This is a genomic window from Dermatophilus sp. B7861-1 (genome assembly GCF_058996045.1).
On sequence record NZ_CM180082.1, the window covers coordinates 450,529 to 463,932 of the forward strand.

Below are 13,404 nucleotides of genomic sequence, written 5' to 3' on the forward strand. Positions count from 1 at the left end.
CGGTATTCACGGCGTGGCAGCAGAGTGCCATAACTGAGCGCTAACTGGGCATTCGTCCCATGGAGGCTGAAAAAAGCCAGCGCAGAGGCACTGTATATGTAGTTTTTGTGGCGTGATTGCCGTGGTCACGCCATAGCGTCGACAAGAAGACCTTTATCGAACATGCCATTGAGATCGGCGACATTCATGCGTCGAGATGCCAAAAGGGATGGCAAAGCGTGAAGTCCGCCGCGCAAAGCAGCTAATACGGCTCGAGGTTGCATCCGCAGCATGCGTGCCAATCTGCCAAGCGATTCTCGTTGCCAGCCAGTCACATTGTCTGAAAGTAGACCAGAGGTGAGTTCGGGGGAGTAGAACTGTTCGCGGCCTGCCCGAGCTTCGCGAGAGGTAGTTGCGGCTGTGCGTGCCACAGGTTGCACTGGGCTGGTGGGCAGGTTCGCGGAGGTAGCTGGGGCAGGACTCACGCCGCTTGCCCGGCCAGGGTCAGGTCCTTCAATGCCGGAAACGCTCACGCACTCTCATCGGCACGGGGGTCGAGGTCAATAGTGCTCTGGGTTGTCCTGGTCGGAGGTGTTTTCATCGGGAGTCTGTGGGCTTGTGGGGTAGCGGTGTGCGCGATGGGAAGCAAAGCTCCACACCTTGTTCAAGATGAAGCTGAGCGGGGTCACTAACACTAGTGACGTCAATTGCGCCCAGTACTCGGGTTTGCGAAGCCCTGTGGTGCTGTCCATCCATGCGAAATCCAGGAACAGGGGAGAGGTTGGATTCAATAGGAGCGTATTGATGCCGAGTACAAATAGCTGCCCGATCGCCCCAACACAAAAGAACGGCCAGAACTGAGAACGGACAGTCATATGGCGTGAATCGGAAAACGTCAGGCGCCGGTTCAGGAAAAAGTTCGAGACGTTCGCGACGAGAAACGCCAACGTTGAGTACACGTGATACCAGCGCACGGACCATGGCGTGAACACGATCGGCCACACGATGCCGGTGGCGTCAGGACCGCTGCGGTTACACAAAATCACCACAGCCATGTTCACCAGCACCCCAGAGCCACCGATGATCCCGAAAGTAAGGAACTGGCGCAGCATCACTGCATGCGAGGCTGCTCGCGGGAGACCACCCCCGTCCGGGGAACCTGTTGGGTCGGGTACCGCCGCAGTTGCCACCTGTTCCTCGCTTCGCACTCGATACTCGCTCCTTCTTCGCTTGCTGCCAGCTCATGTCCCAGATCGACAACGTCCACGTGCAGCGGCACGCCCTCGCACACAGTTCACAGCAACGTAACTTCAGACGCGGGCAGAGTACCTTCTGTGTGTGCTCACCCTGATTTCTCCAGCAAAATCTCTCGATCTTGAATCACCGCTACCTACACGTAAATACACCTTGCCGCGGCTGCTTGAGGAGGCTGAACTCCTCATTGACGTGATGCGCACAAAAGCGCCAGAAGATCTGGCTGAACTAATGCGTATTAGCTCTGAACTCGCTCAGATCAATGCCGAGCGTTACGCCAGGTTCAGCACTCCTTTTACCCCAGATAACTCACGACCAGCGATTTTCACGTTCGCAGGTGATGTGTATCGGGGATTGAATGCCGCACAGCGGTTTGATGCTCGTGATCATACCGAGGCGCAAAAGACGCTGCGCATCCTTTCGGGCCTGTATGGCTTGCTTCGTCCCTTGGATTTGATCCAGCCGTATCGACTCGAGATGGGTACGTCCTTGGCAACCGAACGAGGTCATAACTTGTATCGCTGGTGGGGGGACCAGATCACGGATCTAGTTATCGATGACCTGGCTGCCTCGCCGGGACCCGATGTTGTTATCAACCTTGCCTCAGCCGAGTATTCAACGGCAGTTGATCTGGATGGTTTGGATGCTCGGGTTGTTGCTCCTCGTTTCGAGGACCGTAACTCTCGTGGGCAGTGGAAGGTCATCTCTTTTTCGGCGAAAGTGGCGCGTGGCTTGATGGCCGGGTGGATTGTGCAGAACCGGGTTCGGTCAGTGCGTGCCTTGAAAGACTTCAATGAGGGGGGATATCAGTTTGTCCCGGAGGTCTCTAGGCCGGACATGCCTGTGTTCCGTCGTGTTGAGGTGCGGGGTGCATCTGCTGAGAACCGTCATGGATGAGGCCGTTGAAGTTTCTGAGCCTTGCCATGTAGATCCACAGCCAACTGCTTTGCATGGCAGGGCACGGGTGCGGTTCGTGCTGCGCGGCGCGGCAGCCTTGTTTGTGGAGCAGGGGCTTATTGATGCTGCCGCGGCACTGACGTATTACGCGGTGCTATCCATTTTTCCGGCCGCGATTGCGCTTGTGTCTGTTGGGACGATGTTGGGGCAAGATCCGCAACTGCTTCGTTCATTCGTGGAAGAGCTGCTGCGGGAGTTGTCCCATGTGGTGACTCCTCAAACGCTTACGGCGGTACTCGCCGTGATCGATGCTGTGATGCCCACCGAGGGGGTGGGGGCAGGTGCAGGGGTGGGGTTGGTGGTGGCGTTTTTCACAGCCTCGATGTACGTGCGTGCTTTCGCGCGGTTCGTCAATCAGATCTATGGGGTGAAAGAGGGCCGCACGCTTGTGCGGTTCTGGAGTGACATGTACCTATTGACGGCCGTGATTCTTGTTTTGGCCGCTGCGGTGCTGACGTTGTTGGTGGTTTCTGGTCCGGTGGCAGAGGCTGTCGGTACGTTGGTTGGTTTGGACCGCGCTGGGATAGATATGTATGCCGTGGCAAAGTGGCCGGTTTTGGTGATGCTGGTGGTCGCGACGTTGGGTTTGCTATATCGATTTACCCCGAATGTGCATTCTCGAAGCAGACGGTTTCCGTCTCAAGGGGCTTTTATCGCGTTGGCTACGGCAGTGTGCGCGTCGGGAGGATTCGGTGTGTACGTCTCGAATTTCGCGCAGTACGACGCTATGTACGGCACTCTTACCGGGGCGGTACTGTTTTTGCTGTGGTTGTGGATTCTTAATGTGGCGATGTTGTTCGGGGCAGTGGTGGATTTCGAAATTGAACGAACCAGGCAGTTGAACCGAGGGTTACCAGCTGAGGATGAGTTGCAGCTTGTTCCTCGCTCCACGGTGGCAGCTGATCGTGCTGATGAACGCGCCGCCGCCCGGGTGGAGGCCGGGCGGCGGGTGCGTGTGGGGATCTCTGCTGATCACCAAGAGTGAGGTTTTGGTGATGGCAGGTCAGGCAGCGGCTACGGGTGGGCTGTTACGGAAATGCGTGATAGCAAAGCCAGCAGCTAGTCCTACGAGGGCAGGTAGAGCCCATCCGAAACCGAGGTCGTAGCCAGGTAGTACGGCGGAGGCGAAATTGACGAGAGCGTCTTTGCCCGGGATGGGGAATTCCAGCGCCTTAATCATGTCAAAGAGCGCAGCCACGGCTGTGAAAGCTGTCATCAATTGGGCTGCCAGTGCTCGTCCTTCTAGCCAGGGGGTGAGCAATCCGAGAATGATCGCGGTGATTGCTAGGGGGTAGAGGAACAACAGCACTGGTACCGAGATTTTCACGATGCTGGCTAGGCCGATGTTTGCAACGCCAGCGGAAAAAACAGTGAACAGGATGGTCCAGCCTTTGTGGCCAAGCACGGTGGGGAACATGGTGGAGAACATTTCGGCGCAGGCGGTGACAAGCCCGATGGATGTTTTCAGGCAGGCAGCTAGCACGATCGCGGCGATGAGGACGGTCCCTGCTGGGCCGAAGTAGTGAGAGGACACAGCTGCTAGGACAGTGCCACCGTTTTTGGCGGTGGGGATTAGGTGTAGTGAGGTAGCGCCGATGTAGGCCAGGGCTGCGTAGATGACAGTCATGGCGATCATTGAGTAGATGCCTGCTTTGGCGGTTTCGGTGGCTACTCGTCCAGGTGAGGTGACGCCCAGGCGGTGGATAGCTTCGATGATGACGATGGCGAAGGCCAGGGAGGCTAGGGCGTCCATGGTGGCGTAGCCGTCGATGAATCCGACGGCTGCGGCGTTCTGGGCGTACTTCTCACTGGGGACTCCTTCGACGGGTCCCATGGGGAAGATGACGGCTGCGGCGATGACCGCAAGAAGGAGAACAAGGAAGACGGGCGTGAGGTAGCGGCCTACCCAGTCGATAAGGCGGCCAGGACGGATGGCTGCCAGGCCGGTCAAGGTGAAGAAGACGATGGTGAAGACGGCCAGCCAGAGGTGCTCAGAGCCTTCGGAGAGATATGAGGCGAAACCTACTTCGAAGGAGACGGTCGCGGTTCGTGGTACAGCGAACAAAGGACCGATGGTTAGGTAGAGCGCGCAAGTGAATGCGATGGCGTACCAGCGCGATACATTGCTGGTCATTTGGAGCATGGAGGAAGAGCGGGATAGCGCGGAGGCAATCACGCCAATGATGGGTAGTCCTACCGCGGTGATGAGGAATCCTGCGGTGGCTGCAGGAGTGGCTCCGGCAGCGTCGCGGCCGAGTTGAACAGGGAAAATAAGGTTTCCTGCTCCGAAAAACAGTCCAAAGAGCAGTGAACCTACCAGGAGTGAGTTGCCGGTACTAAGACTTCGGCTGGGCTGATTTGTGGGTGGCATTTCGACAGTATTCCAAACAGGCCCCAGTCAAGAAGAGGGCGTCCTGTAGGTGAAAAGATTCTGGTAGAACCTGGTTAGGTGTGCCTGCCTGGGGTGGGGATTTGGTGTGTTCGGGAAGCGATGATGTCGGTGAGGCTGCGCGGGCGCCCGTAGAGCCATCCTTGAATCATGGGGCAGCCGATTGATTCCAAAAGTGCAGCTTGTTGAGGGGTTTCGACGCCTTCGGCGACGATGTCTGCGATGAGTAGGCTTCTGGCCAGGGCGAGGATGGCGGTTGCTTGGGCGGGGGCTTGAGGATCGTGCTGGAGTCGTGCGGTGATGGATTGGTCGAGTTTGACTGTGTCTAGGGGGAGCCGGATGAGCGTGGCTAAGGATGCGTAGCCGGTGCCGAAGTCGTCCATACAGATGCGTACACCAGCTGCGCGCAAATTAGTGAGGGTTTCGATGGCTGGGGAATCTTCGGTCACGATCATCGTCTCGGTGATTTCGAGTTTGAGATCTTCGGGTAGGAGCCCGGCGAGGTTAAGAGCATCAAGAACGGTTGTAGCGAAACCAGGTTCGTGTAGTTGTGGTGCCGAAACGTTAATGGAGATGAAGGTGCCAGCTAGATCTAGGCTGGTGCGCAGGGTTGCGAATTCCCGGCAGGCGCGTAAGAGAATTGTCTGTCCCAGAGCGTTGATGAGGCCCAGTTCCTCGGCAAGTGGAATAAAAACTGCTGGAGGGATGTCGCCAAGTGTGGGGTGACGCCAGCGGGCGAGGGCTTCCCACCCTGCGGTACGGGTGTAGCCGGGGCCGGTACGTATTTCTTGGTAGGTGATGGTGAGGTTGTCGTGCTTGATTGCTTCGCGCAGTGATGTGGCTAGGGCATTTCGTTGATGGATTGCCTGGTCTAACTCTTCGTCGTACACCACGAATTGGGCGCGGCCACGGGCTTTGGCTTCGTAGAGAGCAGCGTCAGCCATGCTGAGCAGGTCGGGGTGGATAGCGGATGTGGTTGCGGTGGTGGCGACGCCAAGGGAGATGCGGACTCTGTGTAGATGGTGTGGCAGGACGGGGATTGGGTCGTCGAAAAGGGCCTGCACGGTGTGGGCTAGGTCGTTGGCCTCGTCTGGGTCGGTTAAAGAGATGGCGACAACGAATTCGTCGCCTCCGAGTCGCCCTAGGACGCGGTCTCCGTGGATTCCGTTGCGTAGGCGTAACGCGACTTCGCGTAGGAGGCAGTCTCCTGCGGCGTGTCCCCAGGTGTCATTGACGAGTTTGAAGTCGTCACAGTCGATGAAAAGCAGTGCGGTGTGAAGGCCGTCGTGGTGGTCTGAAGTGAGTCGGTGATGGAGCCGGTCGATGAATTCTTGCCGACTGACAAGTCCGGTTAAGGCGTCGTAGGTGGCGCGGTTCCGGCTTTCTTGTTCAGCTCGGGCGAGGTCACGCATGGTCATGAGGAGTCGAGCGAATAGAGCGATGAGGAGGAACGCGATGAGGCCAGATCGAGCGACTTCGTCCTCGTGGCGGTGTACAGGGAAAGCCAATGAAATAACGGCGAGTAGGACGGCTGTGAAGATGAGCGAGATGCGCAGGAACTGTGTGGAACGTGGCTCTTTAGCGGCAGGTGGTTGAAGAGGGCCGCGTATTGAAGGGTGATGGCCGCCAACAGCGAGGAAATAGGCGGCGATCATGTAGTTGACGGCAATGGGTTCAATGCCGTCTTGGGCTTGGAAAACGGTCAGGAGAACATACGCCACATCTGTGATGAAGAGGAGAACAAAAGCAGGCAGCAGCCATCGCCACGCTGAAGGAGTGCCGCTGCTGCGGTATGTCAGGTGCGTTGCTTGCGATAGGGCAATGATGTCCAGGATCGGGTATACGGTCCAGATAAGGCTGGGAGGCAGCGAATGGGTGGGGACAACAGTGACCGCGAAGGTCCATAACGCTAAGACGGCTGCGCTGGTTGAAGCTGCAGTGTCGAGGAAAACACGCAGCGCAAGATGCCTGCCCACCACTTGCGCGTTAAGGCTGGTGAGCCACAGGCACAAGATGACGTATCCGGCGATGTAAGTACCGTCACTGAGTTGGAAAGGGCCGATGTTGTGACCGTTCCCCCGGTCAATCATCGAGTAGAGGTAAAAACACAGCACGACAGGCACTTGGGCCCACAGTTGTTTTTTCCGTAAACGCTTCGCTAGAGGACTAAAAACAGCGATGAGCCCGCAAAGAACGATCCACACATTCTTGATCGGGGTGGCCAAATCCGATGGCAGAACAAGATAGAGAACGACTGCAACGACAGCCAGCCCGGTAAGAAGAGAGTGTTCGGCACACCTGTTGTGAGGTGGAGTGGTTTTCCCTGCGATGGGATAGGTCACCGCCGTCACCGTTCCTTGTATGGCTTTGGGCCGGGAGGGTTACCTGGATATGGCACTACAAGCATCTGGACTATGAATTCAATTGTAAGAGTGTGAAGCTCACTATTCCGGTATATGGGCTGCACGGAGTGGGAGACTAGCCGGTATGAGGATTGCTTTTCTCGGAACCGGCCGCATGGGCACCGAACTAGCTCTACACCTACTGCGCACCCATGAACTCACCATCTGGAATCGCACCGAAGCCAACGCCCAACGTGTGCTGGTTGAAGGAGCCAAATGGGCACACACGCCACAGGCAGCAGTCAAAAACGCAGATGCCGTCGTGACGGCACTATTTGGACCAGACACCGTTCGTGACATCGTCATCGACTCTCACCTCATCCCCCAAGGAACGCCCTGGCTAGATGCCACCACCGTCTCTCCACACGATGCTGAAGAATTCGCCGCCACCTGCGATACCTATATAGCTACCCCGGTGATCGGTACACTCGGCCCAGCCCGCGCCGGCAAACTCGGCGTCTACGTCGGCACCCCCCATGCTGAACTACGCGCCCTGGCCCTAGACATTGCACGCCCATGGGCTGATCCAGATCGTCTCATCGGCGTTGACAGCGCAGCCCGCGCCGCCACTGGAAAGCTTTTGGCCAATCTTGCCCTAGCCATATCCGCCCAAGGATTACGAGAAGCGCTCGCGTTAGGTGATGCATTGGGCGTGGGGGAAGAAGACGTTTTGACAATGCTGCAGTCAACGGGATTGCAGTTCATTGCCAACATGAAGGCGCCCTTTATTCGTGGAGAACGAGACACAGCCCAGGGTGACTTCACTGTTGATGCCATCACTAAAGATGCTCGATTGATGATTGCCCAAGTGGACGCGGCTATTCGCCACGGCCACCATCGCGCAGGATTAGACCTTCCAGCATTGCGAGCAGCGCTTGCTTCGTTAGAGAGCCAACAGCGCGCCAGGCGAGGTGGCCACGACTTTTCCGCCATGTTCGGCAGCGAATAGCTGTCACATAAAAATTCGAAAACACAAATGATGCGGGGCTGCCTCGATGCATGAATAAGCAGCCCACATGATATGCGCAGGCTCATAACTGGGCGTTTTACTGCCTAACGAGGCGGACGCACCGATGCGGCACGGATGGAGTCCGTGTCGGGGTGAACATTCAAGGGGCCGTCTGGAACGGAGTCCTGCATGGCCGCGCCCACCGTACGTACCTTCGCCGCTGTTCTTTTCCTCAGCATGTGGGGTACGACAAGCCTGCCTGCTGCCGGGTCAGCCCTGGCCGATGCGGCAATCGCGCCCAGCCACGCACATACACCCACTCACACACCCAGCATCGCCAGCGCTGACTCAGCGCGTCAAAGAGAGAGCGTTCGTTCTCGCCTGCAGCACCGTGCTCACACTCAGGTTTACATCTCTCCTCACCAAGACGATGAGACTCTCTCCATGGGATCAGCCATCGCCACCGATACCGCGGCAGGCAAAGACGTTCACCTTGTTCTGGTTACACGGGGAAACAATGCTCGCGGTCACCGCGTCGTGAACAACGCTCTAACCCGTGCGGGGCTACCTCCCATCACACAAGCTCAATACCAAGCCGGACGAAACGCTGAGTTCGTCTCCGCTGCTAAAAAACTCGGCATAAAAACCGAGAATATTCACTTCCTCGGCGTAGAAGACACTGATGAGCCGCAACCTTTCCGCACCGCCATGGATCAGATCATCAATACCTACGGTCCCCACGCCGCATACAACTCCATGAGCTGGCTCGACAAAAATCCTGCCCACTACCACCTCGCTGACCATCTCGACCGACGGTGCCGCGACGGCAACGGCCCTGAATGCCACTTTTATCAGTACAGCTCCTACCAGCCCGACGCTCCCTCATACGCCATTACCACTGCCGTGGCCACTCCTATCGGTGCATGGATTCCTTCCACCGACGGGCGAGTGCTCCAGGCCGCTGAAGAGTACCGACAATGGGACCCCAACAACGGCCGCTACGCCATCGGCTGGAAACATTCCGTCTCGCGTTCCTTCCGAGCGTTGCGCGAGCGTCCAGGCGTCTGGACACATGGCCCTAGCAGTCGTGACGCCTGGGTTACAGACAGCGACCGCACTCGCGCCTTGAACTGGATAGCTACCACCCAAAGTCGCCCTGATGTCGAGCTAGCCACCTTGCGATAAGCGTCGCTGAGGAACCGTTGAGGCTATGAAACGAACTAACCTTTCAGCTTGACCAAGAATGGCCTTGTCACCGAAGAAAATTCATGTCACCGTCAATGCGGGACAAACTGGTTGGTGATCCACACGGCGCAGCTAACGCCACCTGACACCAGTCATAGCGCGGCGCACCCCGGGGGGCTCCACCGACACCACCGACGTGGATGAACACAACACGACTTCACATATACAACTGCACAACCCGCGCCGTTATCCCGAACAGCACCATTTCAATACGCTTGAGCTTAGGTTCGGGGGTACCAGGTCGAGGAGATGGGTGTGTCGATAGTGGAAGAGGCGGAAAGAGCGGGGCATAAACCTCCGCTCTTACGTCGTGCTACCCACCGACAACGTGCCCTCATTCTCCTCTTTGCCTTTCTCATTCCCTACATCATCTGGCTAGGCGACCGAGCCAGCGCCACCCAGCTCATCGCTACCAACGCTTTCATGCTGGTCTTGGCCTCAATCGTGGCTGCCACCCCACTACTAGCCGCATACCGCCCCCGCCGCCTCTGGGTGTTTTTCTCTCTCACCTGGCTTTGCCCAGTCGGGGCTACCCTCGTCAGGAACTACCCCGGCTCACCTGACCCCCACATCGCCAATATTGCCCTTTTCGACATACTCAGCCTCGCCAGCTACGTCATCGCCGGAATCTGGGTTCTCTACGCCACCTGGCACCTCACCGGATTGCGTGGCCTGACCTACGCCATTTTCGACACCAGCGCAGCCACCATCGGTATCGTTATCGCCACCTGGGCCATCTCCCAACAAATACACCCAACCGGCCGCACCGCTGACCTCGCCTGGGCTATTTACCCCATTGTCGACCTCGCCATTCTTGGATTCGCTGGCCAGGTACTTTTCCGCATTAAAGGCACCACGCCCGGCCTCAACTGGTTCCTTACTGGCGTACTCATCATGCTGGCCGTCCACGGCGTAGTCACCTATTACGCCCTTAACTACGACTCCTGGCCACCCTCCTGGATCATGGGCTTCAACCTATTTTCTTGGGCATCGTTCATTGCAGGCATCACCCACCCACACATTAAAGACTGGGGAAAACACGTAGTTAAACCCGTTGACGCAGACAACATGACACTTCGTAACGTGTACGTCATTGTTGCCGTCACCGCAACGTCTTTCGGCCTGCTCACCCCCATGCTCTCCACCTTCGACTACCGCATCCGCTCCCTGCTCGTCGTCGCACTACTCCTCTTGCTCATCTCTCGACTTATCGCAGCAACCCGCCACCTAGCCCTCTCTGAACGCGACAGCAGCTACCGCGCCACCCACGACCAACTCACCGGACTACTTAATCGCTTCGCCCTGCACAACGACCTCAACCGTCGCCTACTCCGCCAGCGTTCCAATAGCCCAGCAATCGCCCTCATCTACCTGGACTGCGATGCTTTTAAAGACGTCAACGACACCTGGGGACACGACGTCGGAGACAAAGTCCTGCAACACCTCGCCGCCGGAATGCGCGAAGCGACCGGACCAGAAGACACCGTCGCCCGCCACGGCGGAGACGAATTCGCACTCGTCACCGAAGTCACCGACGAAGCAGAAGCGCTTGCCCTCGCCGCCAAGCTGCAAGCCTCGTTCAGCGCCCCCGTCGCCATTGGCGCCCGCCGCGGCCACACTGTCACCGCTTCCATGGGGATTGCCTTGGCTTGCCCCCACGAACAGCACACTGCCGCCGAGCTGCTTAGTAACGCCGACTTAGCTCTACACCGCGCCAAAGCCACCGGCCGAGGTACATGCACCTTTTACGACAGCGTCCTTAAAGAGCAAGCCGTCAAACGAGCCGTGATGTCCGAGGCTCTGCGCGAGGCCTTGAGTCGTAACGCGCTCTCCGTAGCATTCCAACCCATCTTTCGCGGGAACAACTACAGCGAACTAGCTGGCTGGGAAGCTCTTGCCCGCTGGCAGCACCCCACACTAGGTCCCATTCCGCCCAATGAATTCATCCCTCTGGCCGAAGAACTTGGCCTTATCTGCGATCTCGGCGACCTAATACTCCGCAAATCTGCCGCCGAATTCAGTGACCTAATCAGTGCATTAGGGCTAGAAGATGTTTCCCTCTCCGTCAATGTTTCTGTCGCTCAACTCCTCCAAGCCAACTTCGTTGACACCGTTCTAGAAACTCTCGACCAGGTGCGTCTTAGCCCTTGTCGGATTGTCCTGGAAATCACCGAATCTATGCTCGTCGACGACGACTCGCCTGCTCTTGATACGCTCCACCGCCTCCGTCAGGCAGGCCTGGCCCTCAGCCTGGATGACTTCGGCACTGGATACGCATCAATCACTACGCTGCTGAACTTGCCGATTGATGGTGTCAAACTTGACCGATCCCTCATTAAACGTCTTGATGACGACCCTGCCGCCCCTGCACGCGTCAAAGCAGTGCTTGACCTGGTTGCCAGCGTAGGAATCAACCGCGTCACCGCCGAGGGCATCGAAACCGCTGAACAATCCCAGGCCCTCGCCCAGCTCGGTTGCCCTCGCGTTCAAGGGTTCTTTTACGGCCGTCCCGTCCCGTCAGCCCAGATCCTCACAGCACCAGTCGAAACAGGCTGATAGGCCCACTCACATGCCTTCATCCTCGCCAAGACATGTAAACAAGAAGGAGATGTAACAGGGAAGTACGCATACGAACGCATGGAGGTGGCGGTGAAACGCGGACTCGCCCGGTCGCGTGAAGTAGGAGAAATACTCGCCCGCAACGGACTGCGTGCCTTAGCCGACAGTGCTGGGCTTTCTCGACACCCCAGCGACCCACCTCGTAGCGACGCCAGTATCCGCGCAGTTGAAAATACCCGTCCTGAAGTCCTGGTCAGTACCCTCACTGAACTCGGTACCGCTTGGATAAAGCTGGGGCAGACCCTTGCAACCCGCCGTGATCTCATTCCCGCCGAATACTGCGACGCACTCGAAACCCTCACCGACCACACTGCCCCAGCGCCTTTTGCTGATATCCGCGCCACGATAGCTACCTCTTTAGGGGCCGATCCGAGCGCTCTTTTCCGCCACATCGACCCCGTGCCGCTGGGGTCGGCCTCCGTCGGTCAAGTTCACCCCGCTACTACTAGTGACGGGCGTGAGGTTGTTGTCAAAGTCCGCAAACCAGGGGTGCTCGAGAATGTGCATATTGATCTGGAACTGATGGAACGACTAGTTAAAGCGATGTGCCGGGCGCGTCCTCAACTCGAAGAACTCGGTGTTATCGAGACAATGCAAACCTTCGCCGCCACCTTGCGCGCCGAACTTGATTTCCGAACCGAAGCCTCCAACTGCGAAGAAATGCGTTCCCGCTTTGCTAGTGATGAAGCGATAGCTATTCCAGCTGTGTACCGCGATTTGACCACCGCTGACGTGCTCACCCAAGAGCGGATAGTTGGCGGTATTCGGCTTGATGATCTTGAATCCATGCGCGCAGCGGGTATTGATCCTGACCGTGCAGGACGACGTTATGTCGATGCCTTGATGCGCATGTTGCTTACCTTCGGGCGGTTCCATGCTGATCCTCATCCAGGCAATGTCTATGTGCACCTTGATGGCCATCTCACTTTTATTGACTGGGGCATGGTGGGACATGTCGATACAGCTACGCGGCGTGCGCTGCTGCGGCTCATCGCTGGTTTCGCGATTCCGCATGAAGGGTTGCTGATTTCTGCACTGTTGGATTTAGCTACGCCACGTCGTCATCTTGACCGCCCGAAGTTGCGTCGCGATGTCGGCGAGTTAGTCCATATTCTGCGCAGCACGACATTGTCTGAGCTTTCAGCTGCTGAAGTTGGTGGGTTGATCACTCGCATTGTGAGGGCACATCGGCTTCGACTGGATCCTTCGATTCCGGTGGCTTTGCGGGCCATGAGCGTGGCAGAGGGGTTGGTGCGCAGGCTGTCTCCACATTTGTCGTTACCCGATTTGGCTGCAGTGCAGGCCAGAGAGGCTTTCGGTGCTGATATGCGCCCAGAGCAGCTCAGACAGATCGCGACTGACTTGCTTGGTGATGCGATGGTTTTCGCTCATGACTTGCCAGCGCGGGTCAGTCGGGTACTGGATGTGATCGAATCTGGTGAGAGCGAGGTGACGGTTGCGGGGGATTCGCTGCAGAAAATGAGGCGGCAACGTGACCGGGACACGCGGCGTTTGGTGGGGGGCATGCTGGCTTCGTCGGGGATTATTGCGGGATCGATTATGTGGAGTGCATGGTATCGAGCACGCAAATAAGTCGCTAGCCATACCGA

At 57.5% G+C, this 13,404-nt stretch carries 10 protein-coding genes; 6 read left to right on the top strand and 4 right to left on the bottom strand.

The genetic code is table 11. The features are described 5' to 3' along the window. Positions 1-125: 125 nt before the first annotated feature. Both AC2T9U_RS01875 and AC2T9U_RS01880 read right to left on the bottom strand, forming a co-directional pair. Positions 126-512: a hypothetical protein gene (locus AC2T9U_RS01875; RefSeq protein ID WP_115031357.1), complete on the bottom strand. Its 387-nt coding sequence runs from the start codon at positions 510-512 to the stop codon at positions 126-128. Positions 513-539: 27 nt separating this feature from the next. Further along, positions 540-1,091 (bottom strand): GtrA family protein, encoded by a 552-nt coding sequence (locus AC2T9U_RS01880; RefSeq protein WP_115032791.1) that lies wholly within the window; start codon positions 1,089-1,091, stop codon positions 540-542. Positions 1,092-1,317: 226 nt separating this feature from the next. On the opposite strand from AC2T9U_RS01880, the gene yaaA reads away from it, so the two are divergent. Both yaaA and AC2T9U_RS01890 read left to right on the top strand, forming a co-directional pair. Next, complete coding sequence (gene yaaA / locus AC2T9U_RS01885; RefSeq protein ID WP_493696462.1) at positions 1,318-2,130, top strand: peroxide stress protein YaaA; 813 nt, start codon at positions 1,318-1,320, stop codon at positions 2,128-2,130. Further along, entirely contained in the window at positions 2,102-3,175 is a 1,074-nt protein-coding gene (locus AC2T9U_RS01890) for a YihY/virulence factor BrkB family protein (RefSeq protein ID WP_493696463.1), read from the top strand. Before yaaA ends, AC2T9U_RS01890 begins: the two co-directional genes overlap by 29 nt. Before the next feature lie 18 nt (positions 3,176-3,193). Here AC2T9U_RS01890 and brnQ read toward each other — a convergent pair whose 3' ends face one another. Both brnQ and AC2T9U_RS01900 read right to left on the bottom strand, forming a co-directional pair. After that, the gene (gene brnQ, locus AC2T9U_RS01895) at positions 3,194-4,561 is read right to left on the bottom strand and encodes a branched-chain amino acid transport system II carrier protein (RefSeq protein WP_493696464.1); all 1,368 of its coding nucleotides are present in this window, start codon (positions 4,559-4,561) and stop codon (positions 3,194-3,196) included. Between the two features lie 74 nt (positions 4,562-4,635). After that, positions 4,636-6,921 carry a putative bifunctional diguanylate cyclase/phosphodiesterase gene (locus tag AC2T9U_RS01900; protein ID WP_493696465.1) on the bottom strand — a complete coding sequence of 762 codons (2,286 nt, stop codon included), beginning with the start codon at positions 6,919-6,921 and terminating at the stop codon, positions 4,636-4,638. A 145-nt stretch (positions 6,922-7,066) separates the two neighbouring features. On the opposite strand from AC2T9U_RS01900, the gene AC2T9U_RS01905 reads away from it, so the two are divergent. The 4 genes from AC2T9U_RS01905 (at position 7,067) to AC2T9U_RS01920 (ending at position 13,387) form a co-directional block, all read left to right on the top strand. Continuing rightward, positions 7,067-7,930, top strand: coding sequence for an NAD(P)-dependent oxidoreductase (locus AC2T9U_RS01905; protein ID WP_493696466.1), 864 nt, complete (start codon positions 7,067-7,069; stop codon positions 7,928-7,930). A 189-nt stretch (positions 7,931-8,119) separates the two neighbouring features. Then, a complete protein-coding gene (locus AC2T9U_RS01910) occupies positions 8,120-9,115 on the top strand; it encodes a PIG-L deacetylase family protein (RefSeq protein WP_493696467.1) in 996 nt (331 codons plus the stop codon). A 315-nt stretch (positions 9,116-9,430) separates the two neighbouring features. Further along, the gene (locus AC2T9U_RS01915) at positions 9,431-11,731 is read left to right on the top strand and encodes a putative bifunctional diguanylate cyclase/phosphodiesterase (RefSeq protein ID WP_493696468.1); all 2,301 of its coding nucleotides are present in this window, start codon (positions 9,431-9,433) and stop codon (positions 11,729-11,731) included. Positions 11,732-11,824: 93 nt separating this feature from the next. Beyond that, entirely contained in the window at positions 11,825-13,387 is a 1,563-nt protein-coding gene (locus AC2T9U_RS01920) for an ABC1 kinase family protein (RefSeq protein ID WP_493696469.1), read from the top strand. Positions 13,388-13,404: the final 17 nt, after the last annotated feature.